The organism is Agriterribacter humi, assembly GCF_009192765.1.
In the GTDB taxonomy this organism is placed as follows: Bacteria; Bacteroidota; Bacteroidia; order Chitinophagales; family Chitinophagaceae; genus Agriterribacter; species Agriterribacter humi.
The window spans coordinates 521,083-536,162 of record NZ_VOHQ01000001.1 but is presented as its reverse complement, the minus strand read 5'-3'; the positions used below and the strand labels follow the sequence as shown (position 1 = coordinate 536,162).

Genomic DNA, 15,080 nt, shown 5'->3' with positions numbered 1-15,080 from the left:
GTAAAACCTGTTAGGACTGCTCAACACGGCATCAGACCGGTAGTCCTTACAGGTTGCTGATTCCCACCTTCTCTATCTTCACTTCCGGCGGATGCGCAAAGCTTTTCCACACTTCTTCCGCCTGTTGAGGCGTTATTGTTCCATCATAAATAAGCATCCTGTATTTTAAAACGTAATTCTTTTGAGGTTCCAGCAGCCAGTCTTTATTTCTGGTAGGACTGAAGCTAAAAAACACATCCCCTCTTTTATTGGCGTCTACCGGCCAAACCCGCATAGGTTCGGGAAAATTATAATTGGAAGGGAAACTCATAAATAAAATGCCGCCGTGTCCTTTCTCCAGGTCTCCGTCAATCATACACCAGCGGGCAGTGGAGGCGTCCGCTTCTTTACGTGTTTTGCCTTCCGATGTAAACACTTTGCTGTTGGCGTTATTCCATTCTTCCGTAGCCCTGAACCCAAAACCACCATAGCGGTATTCTTTAAGCGTTACCGGGCTGTTGGTAGCACAATTCAGGGAGGAGGTAAAGTCACACAGCCACATATTTCCTCCCGCATTATACACTTTGATATCCCAAACTTCGTTCATCGCTGTTTTTTCCATTCCGGCTTCTGGTATATTAAAAGCTACATGTTGCTGCAGGGCCTTAAACCCGGCATATACATTGCCACTGTATTTTGAAATGAAATTGCTGAAACGAACCGTACCTTTTTTATCGCCGATATTCCAGAAATCAACTTCTTTATTTTCAAAAAGCACATGCGTCCACGGGTTCCATAAACCCATATGATGATAGTGGTCCGGCGGATTGATCCTTGTAAGTACGTTTCCCGAAGGCGTCCATAAAGGATGGATAAAACCGCTGCGTTTAAAAACAGTGTCAACACCGGCGGGAGGATAATGCGTGGCAAAATTGTATTGCAATACATTCTTACCATTTTCTGTAATCAATACAGTTCCATTAGTTGTAGTTAATTGTAAAGCTGCGGTTGCAGAGGAAGAGGGAGAACTTGTTTTGACCAGCTCAAATACTCTTTTTGAAGCGCCATTCTTATTATTCACCATCCACCACAGGTAGCGGTGATAGCCTGTTTCAATTTGAAAAGGTACTGCTGTACTGTTTTTACCGGTTATTTCGCGAAGCGTTAACAGAGAATCCGGAATACTGGTTATGGCATCAAGATTAATATATACCGGCGCACCAATGCTGTTGTTAGCAGCAGGAAGCGTTAGTTTGGCAATAACCTGGGCATTGGTTGCAGAGCAGCACCATAGCATCAGCATTGCTATAGTGGTCAGTAATTTTATTTTCATATTTAAATCAAAAAGCAATCGCGGCAAAATCAAAAAACATTCTTAAAATTCTGTTAACGTAAAAATAGGGAGATACGCTGTGCTTTCCAACAGTTGATATGAACAACACACCAGCACTTTTTCCGCACTCGTTCCCGGCAACGTTTGCATTATATGTATTTCAGTTAAAGGTGCAATAATTTAGAAAAGATTTATTCCTGCCGGTAAATATGCCTATGAATGGTAAAGGGATTATATCTTTATTGTATGCAAACGCCACAGCCGGTAACCATAAAAGATATTGCACGTAAGCTGGGTATTTCCGCGTCTACGGTTTCCCGTGCGTTGAGGGGAAGTACTGAAATTAATGATGATACACGTAAGCTGGTACAGGATCTGGCCAAGGAATTGAAATATACGCCCAACCCGATTGCGCTTTCATTAAAAGAAAAAAGAAGTAAAGTAATAGGCGTAATTGTTCCTGAGATAGCCAATTATTTTTGTTCGGCCGTAATTGCGGGTATTGAAGATATAGCCTACAATATGGGTTATCATGTGGTGATCTTCCAAAGTCATGAAAAATATGAAAGAGAGGTAATCAATATCAACCTGCTGGCATCGCGCAGAATAGATGGTTTGATCATTTCTGTTTCCAATGAAACCCAAAAAGGCGCCCACCTGGCTGAACTCATTGATAAAGGCGTTCCGGTGGTAATGTTCGACAGGATATGCGATGAAATTGATACGCCCCGTGTAGTTACCGATGATGCAGGCGGGGCTTATGATGCTACCTGTCACCTGCTGGAACAGGGATACCGCCGTATAGCCCATGTTACCATGGCTCCTTATTTATCTGTTACAAAGAACAGGATGAAGGGGTATATGGAAGCATTAAAAAAATATAAGATCCCGGTTCAGAAAAAATGGATCGTTCACTGCGATTTTGATTTTGCCAACATTAAAAAAGCTTTGGTTAAATTATTAAAAAACACGCCAAAACCAAACGCTATATTGGCTACCAGCGAAAGAATAGCGATAGGTTGTTTTGAAGTATTGAAGGAAATGAAATTGCGGATACCTGCAGATATAGCCATGGTAGGTTTTTTTGATAATCCCGTTTGCCGTTTTATTGATCCTTCTTTAACAGCTATACATCAGCCTACATTTGATATAGGGCAGTCGGCCGCCAGGCTACTGATAACCATGATTGAGAACAATACCCTGCATCATCAGTACAAAACCATTGAACTAAAAACCACAATGGAAGTGAGGGCTTCTTCGATGAGGAAGTAAAATGCAAGTTTATAGTTTATAGTTTGTGGTTTATGGTTGCATTTCGCTTCGGACTTCGGATTCTCCGCTATCAGATTCAGACAGTAACTACTAACGAGGGGACGGATATTTCCTTCTTTGACTTCTCTCTTTTCTCCTTTCCCTTTGGTTTTTTTTAATTTGTTATTTTACTTGGTTCTTGTTATTTTGGTTCTTTGTATTCCTCACCCACTACTTCATCCTCGACCATATTTCATATATCGGATCGCCTTTGGAACTTAAACCGGAGTGGATCCAGTTTCCATTTTCAATTTTTCCATCAAAGCTCAAAGAAGCCCCCACTCTGGTACTATCGCGTGAAAAAAATTCAATGTGCTCTGTATATTTCCCGTTGGTAAAGGTATATGTGCCGCCGCCTGTTCCGGAAAATTCTCCCGTTTCTATATTAATGGCAGCCCATTGAAAACGTGTTCCGGTTAAAAGTTTCAGGGTTCTTCTTGCGCGCAGGGGCATATCACCCATTTTATCTCCCTGTTTTCGCTGTGTAATACGCCAGTTGCCGGCTAAATCACTTTTACCATCATCCGTTCTTTGCCATTCCGCTTTTGCGCCGCCTATATTGCTGGTAAGTATATTACTACTGACGGAAAAATTATAATCCATTGTTTTGCCCACCTGGGCTTTGTCGCTGCTGTTAAATTCAACCTTAAGGCTAATTTTGTTGTTAGCACGGGTTATCGGTCCTCCGAAGCTGTGTATGAATTTTTTATTGGCTTTGTCGTATTTTGCAAGCATACAATAACCATCTGCTATAATAAAGCTCTGCTCAATGCTGCCAGCAGTGCTGTGCCAGGCGCCATTCAGCATTGCGGAATCAGCGTATCCGTTCGAAAAATTTTTTGGAATAGCAAAACCCGCGAGTAAGAAAATCAGGATAACTGCTTTTGTGATATGCTGTGGCAAGTGTTTCATAAAAATTGTTTAAGCGATCATTGATATTTCTACAGGGATTTATGGAACGGGAAGGACAATAAAGATAGCCATCCACAAACGTTTGTCCAAAATTTTGCCCGATATAAAATGAATGCATTTTTACTCCTATCTTGCAGTTTCCTCCCATGAATTATTATTGAAACAATCAAAATATCTAAATTCTAACTGATCATGAGTATGGTTGATTCTTTTGAGAAAATTTCCTGCCAGATATTCCCGGATTTCAAGGCAGGATCCCGGTTTGCGGCCCGCGAAGTTGCCGACCTTATTAAAGACAGGCAATCGCAGGGTAAGCTCTGTGTTTTGGGACTGGCAACGGGCTCTACTCCTAAAACGCTATATGCCGAACTGATCCGGCTGCATAGGGAAGAAGGCGTAAGTTTTAAAAATGTGGTTGTCTTTAATTTAGATGAATATTATCCTATTGATAAGAATGCGTTGCAGAGTTATCATCGCTTCATGAAGGTTAATCTTTTCGATCATATTGATATAGACCAAAACAACTGTCATATACCCAGTGGAGAATGGCCAAAGGAAAGAGTGAAAGAATATTGCATCCGGTATGAGCAAATGATTGAAGAAGCTGGTGGTATTGACTTGCAAATACTGGGCATTGGTGTAAACGGGCATATTGGGTTTAATGAACCCGGATCGAGTGTATATTCCAAAACAAGGCTGGTAACACTTGAAAATTCAACACGGTTAGCCAATTCGTACGAGTTCGTCAATATTTCACAGGTGCCCCGCCTGGCCATTACAGCAGGAATAAGCACCATTATGAAAGCAAAGAAAATATTGCTGATGGCCTGGGGGCAGTTTAAAGCCCCGGTAGTAAAAGCCGCTGCCGAGGATAATATCACGGAATCCATTCCTGCTTCCTTATTACAGAACCATGATAATTGCGTTTTTGTTTTGGACGAACTGGCGGCTTCAGAACTTACCCGTATTAAATCACCCTGGCTTACCGGCGATTGCGAGTGGACGCCCAAGCTCATCCGCCGGGCAGTAATTAATGCGGCTATCAAATTAAATAAGCCTGTGCTGAGCTTAACCAACAGCGATTATACCGATAATGGTTTGGGTGATCTGCTGGTGGAAAAAGGTGACGTATATGAAATTAACCTGCAGGTATTTTATATGCTGCGCGATAGCATTACCGGCTGGCCCGGGGGCAAGCCCAATTCGGATATTCCGCAACATCCCGAAAGGTCAACGCCCTATCCTAAAAAAGTGGTTATATTTTCCCCTCACCCCGATGACGATATCATTTCCATGGGGGGTACTTTTCAGCGCCTGCACGACCAGGGGCATGAAGTGCATGTAGCCTACCAAACCTCGGGCAATATTGCGGTTACCGATGAATTTGTAACCCGGTTCCTGGACTTTGCAGTTGGATTTGAGGATATGTTTGGCATTGACAGTAAAAAATCTAAAGAAATATCAGGAGAAGCTCGTGAATATTTTGCACAGAAAAAATCCAGGCAGACAGACACCGCCGAAATAAGGAATATTAAAGGGCTTATCCGCAGGTGTGAAGCCAAGGCTACCTGCCGGTATGTGGGAGTTGGAGATGAGCGGGCGCATTTTCAGAACCTGCCTTTTTATGAAACAGGCACCATTGAAAAAAATCCGATGGGCGAAGAGGATGTGCAACTAACCATGAAACTATTACGTGAGTTAAAACCACAGCAGGTATATTGTGCCGGCGACCTGGCCGATCCGCACGGTACGCATAAAGTGTGTCTTGAAATTGTTTTTGAATCGCTCAAGAGAATTAAGGCGGCGGGAGATGAATGGGTCAAAGATTGCTGGGTGTGGCTGTATAAAGGCGCATGGCAGGAGTGGGATATTACCGAAATAGAAATGGCGATACCCATGAGCCCCGAGCAGGTGCTTAAAAAACGTTTTGGTATTTTCATACACCAGTCGCAAAAAGATTCTGTTCCATTCCAGGGTACAGATGCCCGTGAGTTCTGGCAACGGGCGGAAGAGCGCAATGCCAATACTGCTGATTTGTATGCCCAACTGGGACTCATTAAATATGCGGCAATGGAAGCGTTTGTAAGATGGCATTATTGAGAAGTAAGTGGTGAGTGGTGAGAGGAGGATTATCACTGCATCGTTAGTATACTGTAGCTGATTGCTGAGGGCTGAAGGCTGACTGCTCAGGAGGAGTGGTGAGAGAAGGATTACCAAGCCTCATCGTTAGTAATTTTATCCCTTTGTTGTTAGTATACTTTAGCTAATCTGATGGCTCAAAGCTAACTGCTCAGGTTCCATTGATTTGCTTATTATTCTTTTGGCATTTTTAGTATGCCGGCTTATCTTTGCCGCCCGAATACAGAAAAGAGGGCCCCGTAGCTCAATTGAATACCTGCCTGCCGGTAGGCAGGGAGCATCAGACTACGGATCAGAAGGTTTTTAAGTTCTTTTGTTGATCGTTTACTTAACTGGCCCCGTAGCTCAATTGAATACCTGCCTGCCGGTAGGCAGGGAGCATCAGACTACGGATCAGAAAGGTTTGAAGTTTTTTTGTTGATCGCTTACTTAACTGGCCCCGTAGCTCAATTGAATACCTGCCTGCCGGTAGGCAGGGAGCATCAGACTACGGATCAGAAAGGTTTAAAGTTTTTTCGTTGATCGTTTACTTAACTGGCCCCGTAGCTCAATTGAATAGAGCATCTGACTACGGATCAGAAGGTTTCAGGTTTGAATCCTGACGGGGTCACAAAGCCTTGCACGCAGTGCAGGGCTTTTTTGTTTGCAAGCATGCAAGCTTGCTTGCAAATGCGGACAAGCAAAAAAGACCGCGAGCGAAGCGAAGGCTTTCAAAAGCGCTGGCTTTAAAAAGCACCGCGTGGAAACGCGGCGCCAAAATTTACATGAGAAAACTAAACCCTTAATTTTCAGAGAGCTGGTACAATGTATTTTCCCTGATCCTGCCCGCCAGCCACCAGTTCCAGCAATCTCTTAATACCGTTTTAAAATCTCCCTCTCCCTGCATCTCAAAAACCCGCAGTTCGGCCCGGTATACTGTTTTGTCTGTGTCAATAAAATGAAATCTCCTGGAAGGCAAATCATCCATTTCTTCTTTTGCCTGCTGTATGCGCAGATCAATGATTTCTATTTCGCAGATGGGTGTATGATTATGGGAAACCATCTCCACTCCTGTGATTGATTTTTTTGCTGTGTTTGGTAGTAATGTGAATTTTTCCATTCTTTATAATAATTTACAGTTCAAATGCTTGTCTTACAAACAACACTTTTCCGAAAGATCATTGCCGGGACCAGCCACGATCATATGGTCAAATCTGGTATAAAGGTTTTTACATGTTGTGCGTTTGCGTATTTTGTTAGCATAAAAATACTAATTAGATTAGTATTATACAAGTTTTGTTTTGATAGCTGCTGTAGCAGGCTGTAATAATAAATACACTTATACCATGGGCATTGAACCCGAAAGATATGTTAAGGCAAATCTGATTCTGCTGCCTACACCCAATAAGTGGAAAAAGACAAATACCATTGCCCGAAGCAAACAACCCGGAGAATAGTTTGTTACTGACCTCTATTTTTTTCCACCATCGGTGTTCCAGTTTCGCTGTTGTTGCGTATGTGGGCTGGATGGGCAGAGCACATCAACCTGTCCGAACGCCAGCCCCCGTCCGACTGGTGTCATCCACGCCTGAATGGCTCAGTCGGGCAGGCGGGCGGGCAGCAGAAGCGAGGCAAAAGCAGCATAGAGTTGTTGTGGCACAAGCGAGTCCTGACTAAAGTATGGGATAAACTGTGGCAACCGGTCGTATTAGTAATGCTACAGCTAAGTACATACACCTTACGACCCTATACTCCTACACCAAAGCTGATAACATCAAGGCAGTCTTTTTTGTTTAGCGTTTCAGGCGGAAAATATTATTGAATAAGTTTTTGCCAATTAGCGGTACGAGCCTATTTTTGCGCCGGAGAGTTGGCAGAGCGGTCGAACGCGGCGGTCTTGAAAACCGTTGACTGTAACAGGTCCGGGGGTTCGAATCCCTCACTCTCCGCTGAGCGGGGGAATTGAAAAATTCTCCCGCTTTTTATTGTACATAAGTAACCCTTTCTCCTTCATTATATGGGAATTATAGGCAAGTAAATCTATCATCGTTGGGGTTCGATACACCCCTGATAGTAAAGATTTTGCTCGAACCCCAGCTTTACCAACTCTTGTTTCTCCAGTGTATCGGTCTTTGTAAACACAAATTCAAGATCTGAGAGCTTATCCAAATTATTTTGAAGAATTTTATACGTCAGTTTAAAGAATACAACAGGGTCGATGCTTTGTTGCTCTTCCATACCGTAATATTTTTTAGTGCTTTTATACACAAAGTGCAAATCCAGTTGATCCTTTAAGCGCCGGTAAAAATTATCGGCAGGCACCCGCTGGCTTAGTTGAAAACTCAAAAACAGTTTTTCGGTTAAATGTTTTTTGCCTTGCATGAATTATCTATTGCAAAAATTATTCTATTTATTGCTTCATTAACACAGTGTGAGTATCTTAGTTGTGCAACAAGCACAGGCGGTTTTTTGCTATGCTGGCAACAGAATATATCCTCATCGATAAATCGCTTATCAGTTTACTGTCCCAACAGAACGAATATGAATGATCTTTGGATACATTACTGGAAGCGATAAAGTAACTATTGTACCACACCATATGTTCAATCGTGATGGCAGCATCTTTCACGGGAAGGTTTCTAGAGTCGGTAACAATACCTGTTACAACGTCATTCTTGTTTCCCGTGGCAGGAGCCTCGGGCAAGCCAGCATTTTTTGCTACAGGCGATTACAACCACACTGCATATAAATGGCAATAGCCAATTGAATGTTTGGTATTTCATGTGGAATATTTTATGGGTTTAATGATTAAAAGTTTTCACGCAACCTTTGAGAAAGACGGTTTGTTTTCGGAAGTCATGGCCGGGCGGTCTTCGGCCGGGATCTGCTTACCCAGGATATACCTGAAGTAATATGCAACAACGAATGCCGCAGGAATACTGATGGATGTCCAGGTAGCAAGGTCTCTGGAGATGCCCTGGAAGTCTTTGTAATACCGGAGATAAGCACCCAGCCCTATTAAAATACCTGCAACTGCCGCAAGCAAATAACCAAGTATACATTGCCATACCCATTTTGCGGGAGATTTGACGAACGGCCTTAGTTGTATGGCATTGATGATACCGATTGACAGGAACAAAAAAAGAATATCGAACGGTACGAAGAGGGTGTAATAGCCCAGCCAGAACATCCATGGTGTAAAGAAAAGAAAGGGCCAGGTGTCCGACTGGGTTTTCTTTTTTCCAACTTTTTCAAATGTCTTGTTCCTCGTAACTGCAAGAAAGAAAACAAAAATGAATATAGAAATGGTATGCATGATAAACTGGGGCGTTGTCAACAGCTTATCATGATCGCCGGTAAATCCGTGCGCAATCAGCGGGTGCAAAAGGCCTAATAATCCTGGGTAAATGAGGAGGTTTCCGGTCACCCACTTTTTTAAAAACATGCTTTTACGTGTGTCCATAATATTTGTAATTTTAGAATGCAAAGGACCTTGGTTTTGCGGGCAGAAAAAGGCATCTTTTATTCCGGAAATGATATATTTTGCGCCATGGGCTTACAGGGAACAGTCATACGCACCGTCTTTCAAACAGCTACTTCATTCGGGGCGGCATTTGACGCACTTTGCCAAATGTCGCAGATCAATGGTGATGAGATGGGCGACTCAGAAAAAATGGTTGAATGGGAAAAAGCAGCGTTGATATGGGTGCCTCTTTTAAAGCTTACAGGCGATCCATTGATCGGCTTGCATATAGGTATCGGCACGCCAAAACTACTTCACGGCATGGTTGGTTTTTTGATCCAAAGTTGTAAAGATCTTGACCAGGCGTTGCAAATGTTAGGCAGGTATGGCCACATGGTATCGCCAATGATTTCATATAGATACACAATCAATGATGTTGCCGTTCTTGAAATAGAACAGAATAAGATGTGGCTGATGAAGCATCCTGAACCGGCAAGGCAGGCAAATGATTTTTTATTCGCATCAACCCTCAACACATCCGCGGCGCTTACAGGCAAGCGCATTGTTCCGTTAAGAATAGAGCTGGCCTACCCAAAAAGGGACATTTCAGCATATCAACAATTTTTTGGCTGCGACGTACTTTTTAACCAGGATATGAACCGGATCATTTTAAATAAAAGCGATATAGCAACACCTATACTCACAAGTGATCAATCTATGTTTGAACGTTTCAATTCGATGGTTGCTGAAAAACAGGCGCTGCTGGCACACAACACTACCGGCGGAAATCTGAAACAGGTATTGTTCATGCAATTCAAGGGAAGGATACCTTCTATTGATGAAGCTGCATCAGCATTGGATATAACGCCCCGCAGCCTGCAACGAAGACTGATGCAGGAGCGCACTACCTTTCGCGATGTTGCCGGAGAAATAAGAAAGGATATTGCTTTCCAGTTGATGCAAAACCCCGCGATAAAAATATCGGAAGTTTCAGATATTCTGGGATACTCAAACCCAACCGCATTCAGAAAAGCCTTTAAGTCGTGGACAAACGCGGCGCCGCGTGCAGTTAGAAAGGCGCGGGTGTAAATTACAAATAACATTAAGCTCAATTGTAAATTATTCACATCCTCTGCCTTTTAGATGCGCTTTGTATGGGAGTGCTTCTGCTATAAATTTTGTTCTACTTCGAAAAGTTGTTGTGCCATGCCTGACCGGGGATGCGCCTGTAATTGAGTAATAATGCGACATACTAAAATAACATCGAGCGAATGAAATACTTTTAGTTATTTATAGATACAAACAATAGCTTTGAAACATATACAATGTGACAAAACTATTAGAAATTCGACCGACCGAAACAGAAAAAGAAAAGAATTCGGCTGACAGATATAGTTCGTGGATCTATATGGTGACACAGGCTGACACCACCCGTATTTGATTTTATAAATAATTCTCTTGATTTATCAGAACCAAAGTTTGCTGACCCTGAAAAACGTGGAGTGACAAGAGATAAAATCTTGTTTTGGATGCTTTATGAATATGACCAACAATGCGGAATGGAATTTCATCCACAAGAAATGGTACGACCTGGACAAAGCGGTACTCATTTAAACATTGACTGTTGGACATTAAATGCTGAAAAAGTATGACCGCATAACATGCGGTTTGGCGACAAAACAAAACAAATGTTTCCAGTAATGACTAACAGAAATTTTACACCGTTTCCAGTTTTGAAAACACAAAGGCTGATATTGAGGCAACTCATAAGCAGTGATGACAAAGCAATATTTGCTTTACGTTCGGACGGCAACGTAAACAAATATCTTGACAGGAAGCCAGGCAAATCAATTGATGACGCAAGGAATTTCATCCGGACTATTAATAAAAACATCGAAAGAAATGATTCAATTTATTGGGCAATCACATTGAAAGGTACTGACAAACTAATTGGAACAATCTGTTTATTTGACTTTTCGAACGACAATTTGAAGGTAGAAATTGGGTACGAATTATTACCCGACTTTCAGGGAAAAGGAATAATGCAAGAAGCGGCTTCAAAAGTAATTGACTTTGGGATTCAACATATCGGTATAAATTCAATAGAAGCATATACTCATTCTAAAAACCAAAGTTCGATCAGACTTTTGGAGAAATTAAATTTTAAAAGGCACAATGCTGGTGACGACAACTTTATGATATTTAAATTGACACATAGGGGCTGAAAGAAAGAACCAATAATGAACTTAACTATCATATGTTTAATGCAAGAACAAAATAAAAAAAGTTATACGTAGGTATATTAAAGATTCGACAGACCTGTATAGGGCTTTTGTTTTCTGGAGCTTGAAATTAAAATGGATGCATTTGACTGATTAACTGCATTTACGTAACCTTACGTAAGTTGTTTAGTTCTTATAATTGTAAAGACTTGATGCGTAAACAGTGGAGTTCTAGTTTTTTGCAGGTCTTAATTAATTGATACTAAAAAGAGAACAGGCCGGGTTCACCTCCCTCACTCTCCGCTGAGCCCACCGAAACTTTAGTGCAGGTGGGCTTTCTTATGTAGGCTACGGTAGACAAGGTCCGCTTTTTTTTGCCCACCGAAGTTTTGCAGCCTATGCTAAAGCTATGGGCTGCTGCAAAACGAAAGCGCGCTTTTTATATCATTATATTTTATTTCAATTTTATTAGTCGTGAGCTTCGGTGGACAAAGTCCGCTGAAAGTGTTCGGTTGTAATGCTGCAAGTCGGTGAATGACCCCACAGCAGCGGGGTATTTTTATTTTGGAGCAATCAATAGCAAATTTAATCCATCTTTGCGGGAGTTGCGTTACAACCCTTCAAGGTTGTTTATCTTAAAGATCTCTTTAGTAATAAGTTTACAGTTTTCGGCCAATTCCTCCAATGTACAGGTAATCAGTTTCAGGTTCACCGGAAGATCATCCCTGGTTTCCATAAAGTCAAGGTACAGCACATTTCTTTCACTAACATCGGCTGTTCCTTTCAGCTTCCGGAAAAGAGCATAAGCTGCCACCCGGTTATTACCAATAAAAAAATGGGCAAAACTTTCCGGACCGGCAAGTGTTTTCATGCTTAACAATATGTAATATTTTGTTTCCATAAAATCTGATTATTTTCCATAGATCAGTTTCCTTAGAATTGTGATCCAAATGGCAGATAGCAGCAGGGCAGCCTGTTATCCCATGTGCCGATTTAAAATTGTTGTCTATGATATGTTTCCCTGAAAGCCAGGTGACTATATTATATATCCGAATTCACCAGTTTGTGATAATACAGGCACCTGATATTGAATAATGCATCATGCATATCATATTACTTAAAAGGTGGGACGACTACCGGTCCCACCTTTGTTGGAAATGGTAATCCGTTTGTGTCATTTGATTTCGATATTCCGGGAAAACTTTTTCGCCTTCTCGTTTTTGGGAAGGGTAAGCCGCAAAATGCCATTGGTATAAGCTGCATTGATCTTAGTCACGTCAACGGTATCATCCAGAGTAAATGTTCTGCTGAATGACCGTTGCAGGTATTCATTTCGTACCCATCCGGCTTTCTGGTCCTGTTCTTTCTTATCTTCCTTGTGATTGAAAGAAATAGTGAGCAGGTTATCCTGAATGTTCACGCTAAAATCTTCTTTGCTGCAGCCAGGGGCTATTACATCCATTTCATACTGTTGTTCGGTTTCCCTTACGTTCACCGGTATTTTGCCTGTTGCCAGCGGGGTGTCGGTTTCCCAGAAATTATCATCAAAAAACCGGCGTAAACTATTTTGGAATAAGTTGTCAACTACATTTCCAAAACTTACAGATGGATTACCATTTTGTTTTTTTGCAATTGCGGTTGTCATACTAACCTCCTTTTTTTGAAAAATGTAGCAACTCTTATGCCAATGCACTATCAGAGGAAAAAATGACATTTGCAGTGTCAATTCTTCAAACATAAACCGTAAAGCTGTCGGGTAGACAAGTATAGAAAATTGATTTTCATTTATGAATACCCATGCTGTTATTTTGTCTTTTTTGACTTTCAGTTAATTTATTTGACTGATATTTTCGTTGCGATAGAACTTGGGAGATTTTCCGTTTTTCTTTTTGAATAATTTTGAGAAGTAATAAGCAGAATCAAAACCTGTACGGCTGGCAATTTCATTGATATTCATATCCGTTGATTCCAGAAAGTATCTTGCCCTGTCCAACCGCAGATTTAAAAGGAATTGATTGGGTGGCTCGCCGGTTATTCTTTTAAATTCTTTCCGGAATGTGGAATAACCCATCGGCAATTCCCTCGCCATTTGTATAAGATCTACAGGTTTTTCCAAAGACTCCTGCAATAAAAACTTAGCCTTTTCTATCAACATCGCTACAGTGCTTTTCTCCCGTCCTTTATAAAGCGATATGGAATAGATAACACCCAGTATCTGCATTGCAATTCCTGCAATAATTTGCTGATACCCGTATGCGCCAACCTGTATGGTTTCTATCAGTTTATGAAAAAGCTGTAAAAGTTCCGTATTCATACCCACTTTAATGAAAGGAAGATCCACATTGAAAAAGCCTTTATTCATCAGTTCATTAGCGAAAGATCCGTTAAATCCAAACCAGTATTCCTCCCATCCGGATTGCGGGTTGGGCTTGTAACGGTGCCATACACCAGAATGCAAAAAAAGACAGGTGCCCTCCGTTATTTCAATTGAATTGGCAAATTCGGATTCAAAAACACCACCGCCTTTGGATATGAACAATAACTGATATCCTTTCAGCACCCGCCCTTTGTTCCATGAAAAAGTATGTGTGGACGGATGTTCGTAATTCTTCGGATAGCTTTGATTAGGTTCAACTTTTGAATAGCCTGCGGTATCAAGGTACAGCCCCCAGTTTTCCTCTGCACGGCCCATACTGAAGTATTTGCAAAAATTATCCATAATGGCAAAGATTAAAAACTGAAGCTATCAAAATATGTCAAAAGGTACAAAAAGAAAATATTTTATCCATTCTTTTGCTACAATCAATAAGATAGTTTTGTTTTCCTTTCATGTGAAATTCAAACGATGAGCCATGCAAAATTATCTTTCTTCCAACCAGGTTTCTTTTTACAGGGAAAATGGATATATCATTATAGAAGATTTTCTTAATAATACAGAGCTTCAGCATTGGCGTGCTTCAGTTACCGAAGCCGTACAGGAAAGGAACGGCGTAAAAATACCAGGAAAATCTGTTAAAATTGGTGAAGATGATGGGATTAACGTTGATGCGGATTATTTTAAAAACGTATTTGACCAGGTTTTAAACCTATGGCAAACAAACGACAAAGTAAAAGCATTAATGCTGGATGAAAGAATTGGCAAAATGGCTGCTGATCTTTCCGGCGCTGAGGGAATAAGGATATGGCATGATCAGGCATTGATTAAACGCCCATGGGCCAATCCTACTTCCTGGCACCTGGATACACCTTTCTGGTCATTCTTTCACAGGCAGGCATTATCCATCTGGGTTGCCTTAGATGATGTGACGCTGCAAAATGGCTGTATGTTCTTTATTCCCGGTTCCAGTAAGCAAACGGATTTCACATCTCCCTTCATCGGAAAAAACATGAGTGATATTTTTGAGGCCTATCCGCAATTTAAAAATACCCAGGCTATACCTGCAGTAATGAAAGCGGGTAGTTGTTCTTTTCACAATGGATTGACTATTCATGGCGCACAGGCTAACATGACGCCAGGCTTTCGAAGGGCAATGACTTGTGCTTATATGCCGGAAGGCAGTGTTTTTAACGGGCAACCCAATATTCTCCCGGAAGATTATCTCCGGCAGCTTAAAAACGGCGATTTGCTTAATAATGATGAACAGAATCCGCTTATTTATAAAGCTAATGTACAAGTATAGGTGGTGGGGTCTCCACCAATGGGCGGCAATTTGAACTTTTCTCACCGCAGGTAAATATAGAG

Annotated in this window: 13 protein-coding genes and 2 tRNA genes; 7 read left to right on the top strand and 8 right to left on the bottom strand. The window is 41.5% G+C overall.

Going from position 1 to position 15,080, the window contains the following annotated elements:
- Window positions 1-46: 46 nt before the first annotated feature.
- Complete coding sequence (locus FRX45_RS02060; protein ID WP_152266719.1) at window positions 47-1,312, bottom strand: DUF6807 domain-containing protein; 1,266 nt, start codon at window positions 1,310-1,312, stop codon at window positions 47-49.
- Between the two features lie 246 nt (window positions 1,313-1,558).
- Here FRX45_RS02060 and FRX45_RS02055 point away from each other — a divergent pair, with 246 nt between their 5' ends.
- Window positions 1,559-2,584 (top strand): LacI family DNA-binding transcriptional regulator, encoded by a 1,026-nt coding sequence (locus FRX45_RS02055; RefSeq protein WP_193311554.1) that lies wholly within the window; start codon window positions 1,559-1,561, stop codon window positions 2,582-2,584.
- Between the two features lie 210 nt (window positions 2,585-2,794).
- Here FRX45_RS02055 and FRX45_RS02050 read toward each other — a convergent pair whose 3' ends face one another.
- Window positions 2,795-3,535 carry a membrane or secreted protein gene (locus FRX45_RS02050; RefSeq protein WP_152266717.1) on the bottom strand — a complete coding sequence of 247 codons (741 nt, stop codon included), beginning with the start codon at window positions 3,533-3,535 and terminating at the stop codon, window positions 2,795-2,797.
- A gap of 192 nt (window positions 3,536-3,727) precedes the next feature.
- Here FRX45_RS02050 and nagB point away from each other — a divergent pair, with 192 nt between their 5' ends.
- Window positions 3,728-5,635, top strand: coding sequence for a glucosamine-6-phosphate deaminase (gene nagB, locus FRX45_RS02045; RefSeq protein ID WP_152266716.1), 1,908 nt, complete (start codon window positions 3,728-3,730; stop codon window positions 5,633-5,635).
- 575 nt (window positions 5,636-6,210) lie between these two features.
- Window positions 6,211-6,284: transfer RNA gene (locus tag FRX45_RS02040), tRNA-Arg, on the top strand.
- A gap of 171 nt (window positions 6,285-6,455) precedes the next feature.
- Here the strand turns inward: FRX45_RS02040 and FRX45_RS02035 are convergent.
- Window positions 6,456-6,773: a hypothetical protein gene (locus FRX45_RS02035; protein ID WP_152266715.1), complete on the bottom strand. Its 318-nt coding sequence runs from the start codon at window positions 6,771-6,773 to the stop codon at window positions 6,456-6,458.
- Between the two features lie 744 nt (window positions 6,774-7,517).
- Between FRX45_RS02035 and FRX45_RS02030 the strand changes: the two genes are divergently transcribed.
- Window positions 7,518-7,602, top strand: a tRNA-Ser gene (locus FRX45_RS02030).
- Window positions 7,603-7,696: 94 nt separating this feature from the next.
- Here FRX45_RS02030 and FRX45_RS23120 read toward each other — a convergent pair.
- Entirely contained in the window at window positions 7,697-8,035 is a 339-nt protein-coding gene (locus FRX45_RS23120) for a hypothetical protein (RefSeq protein ID WP_193311553.1), read from the bottom strand.
- Between the two features lie 436 nt (window positions 8,036-8,471).
- The gene (locus tag FRX45_RS02020) at window positions 8,472-9,116 is read right to left on the bottom strand and encodes a hypothetical protein (RefSeq protein ID WP_193311552.1); all 645 of its coding nucleotides are present in this window, start codon (window positions 9,114-9,116) and stop codon (window positions 8,472-8,474) included.
- Between the two features lie 18 nt (window positions 9,117-9,134).
- Here FRX45_RS02020 and FRX45_RS02015 point away from each other — a divergent pair, with 18 nt between their 5' ends.
- Both FRX45_RS02015 and FRX45_RS02010 read left to right on the top strand, forming a co-directional pair.
- Entirely contained in the window at window positions 9,135-10,205 is a 1,071-nt protein-coding gene (locus FRX45_RS02015) for an AraC family transcriptional regulator (protein WP_226804854.1), read from the top strand.
- A 611-nt stretch (window positions 10,206-10,816) separates the two neighbouring features.
- Window positions 10,817-11,341: a GNAT family N-acetyltransferase gene (locus tag FRX45_RS02010; protein ID WP_152266714.1), complete on the top strand. Its 525-nt coding sequence runs from the start codon at window positions 10,817-10,819 to the stop codon at window positions 11,339-11,341.
- 607 nt (window positions 11,342-11,948) lie between these two features.
- On the opposite strand, the gene FRX45_RS02005 is transcribed toward FRX45_RS02010, so the two are convergent.
- From FRX45_RS02005 to FRX45_RS01995, 3 genes are all read right to left on the bottom strand, one after another.
- On the bottom strand, window positions 11,949-12,239 hold the full coding sequence (locus FRX45_RS02005; RefSeq protein ID WP_152266713.1) for a hypothetical protein: 291 nt from the start codon (window positions 12,237-12,239) through the stop codon (window positions 11,949-11,951).
- Window positions 12,240-12,512: 273 nt separating this feature from the next.
- The gene (locus FRX45_RS02000) at window positions 12,513-12,983 is read right to left on the bottom strand and encodes an Hsp20/alpha crystallin family protein (RefSeq protein ID WP_226804852.1); all 471 of its coding nucleotides are present in this window, start codon (window positions 12,981-12,983) and stop codon (window positions 12,513-12,515) included.
- A 183-nt stretch (window positions 12,984-13,166) separates the two neighbouring features.
- Complete coding sequence (locus FRX45_RS01995; RefSeq protein ID WP_152266712.1) at window positions 13,167-14,057, bottom strand: AraC family transcriptional regulator; 891 nt, start codon at window positions 14,055-14,057, stop codon at window positions 13,167-13,169.
- 133 nt (window positions 14,058-14,190) lie between these two features.
- Here FRX45_RS01995 and FRX45_RS01990 point away from each other — a divergent pair, with 133 nt between their 5' ends.
- On the top strand, window positions 14,191-15,018 hold the full coding sequence (locus FRX45_RS01990; RefSeq protein WP_152266711.1) for a phytanoyl-CoA dioxygenase family protein: 828 nt from the start codon (window positions 14,191-14,193) through the stop codon (window positions 15,016-15,018).
- Window positions 15,019-15,080 lie beyond the last annotated feature (62 nt).

What these genes read in the sequence shown, in the direction of transcription:
- FRX45_RS02010 (WP_152266714.1), top strand. Translation starts at nt 10,817, where the DNA reads ATGACTAACAGAAATTTTACACCGTTTCCAGTTTTGAAAACACAAAGG.
- FRX45_RS02005 (WP_152266713.1), bottom strand. Translation starts at nt 12,239, where the DNA reads ATGGAAACAAAATATTACATATTGTTAAGCATGAAAACACTTGCCGGT.
- nagB (WP_152266716.1), top strand. Translation starts at nt 3,728, where the DNA reads ATGAGTATGGTTGATTCTTTTGAGAAAATTTCCTGCCAGATATTCCCG.
- FRX45_RS02035 (WP_152266715.1), bottom strand. Translation starts at nt 6,773, where the DNA reads ATGGAAAAATTCACATTACTACCAAACACAGCAAAAAAATCAATCACA.
- FRX45_RS01990 (WP_152266711.1), top strand. Translation starts at nt 14,191, where the DNA reads ATGCAAAATTATCTTTCTTCCAACCAGGTTTCTTTTTACAGGGAAAAT.
- FRX45_RS23120 (WP_193311553.1), bottom strand. Translation starts at nt 8,035, where the DNA reads ATGCAAGGCAAAAAACATTTAACCGAAAAACTGTTTTTGAGTTTTCAA.
- FRX45_RS02015 (WP_226804854.1), top strand. Translation starts at nt 9,135, where the DNA reads ATGCAAAGGACCTTGGTTTTGCGGGCAGAAAAAGGCATCTTTTATTCC.
- FRX45_RS02000 (WP_226804852.1), bottom strand. Translation starts at nt 12,983, where the DNA reads ATGACAACCGCAATTGCAAAAAAACAAAATGGTAATCCATCTGTAAGT.
- FRX45_RS02020 (WP_193311552.1), bottom strand. Translation starts at nt 9,116, where the DNA reads ATGGACACACGTAAAAGCATGTTTTTAAAAAAGTGGGTGACCGGAAAC.
- FRX45_RS02060 (WP_152266719.1), bottom strand. Translation starts at nt 1,312, where the DNA reads ATGAAAATAAAATTACTGACCACTATAGCAATGCTGATGCTATGGTGC.
- FRX45_RS01995 (WP_152266712.1), bottom strand. Translation starts at nt 14,057, where the DNA reads ATGGATAATTTTTGCAAATACTTCAGTATGGGCCGTGCAGAGGAAAAC.
- FRX45_RS02055 (WP_193311554.1), top strand. Translation starts at nt 1,559, where the DNA reads ATGCAAACGCCACAGCCGGTAACCATAAAAGATATTGCACGTAAGCTG.
- FRX45_RS02050 (WP_152266717.1), bottom strand. Translation starts at nt 3,535, where the DNA reads ATGAAACACTTGCCACAGCATATCACAAAAGCAGTTATCCTGATTTTC.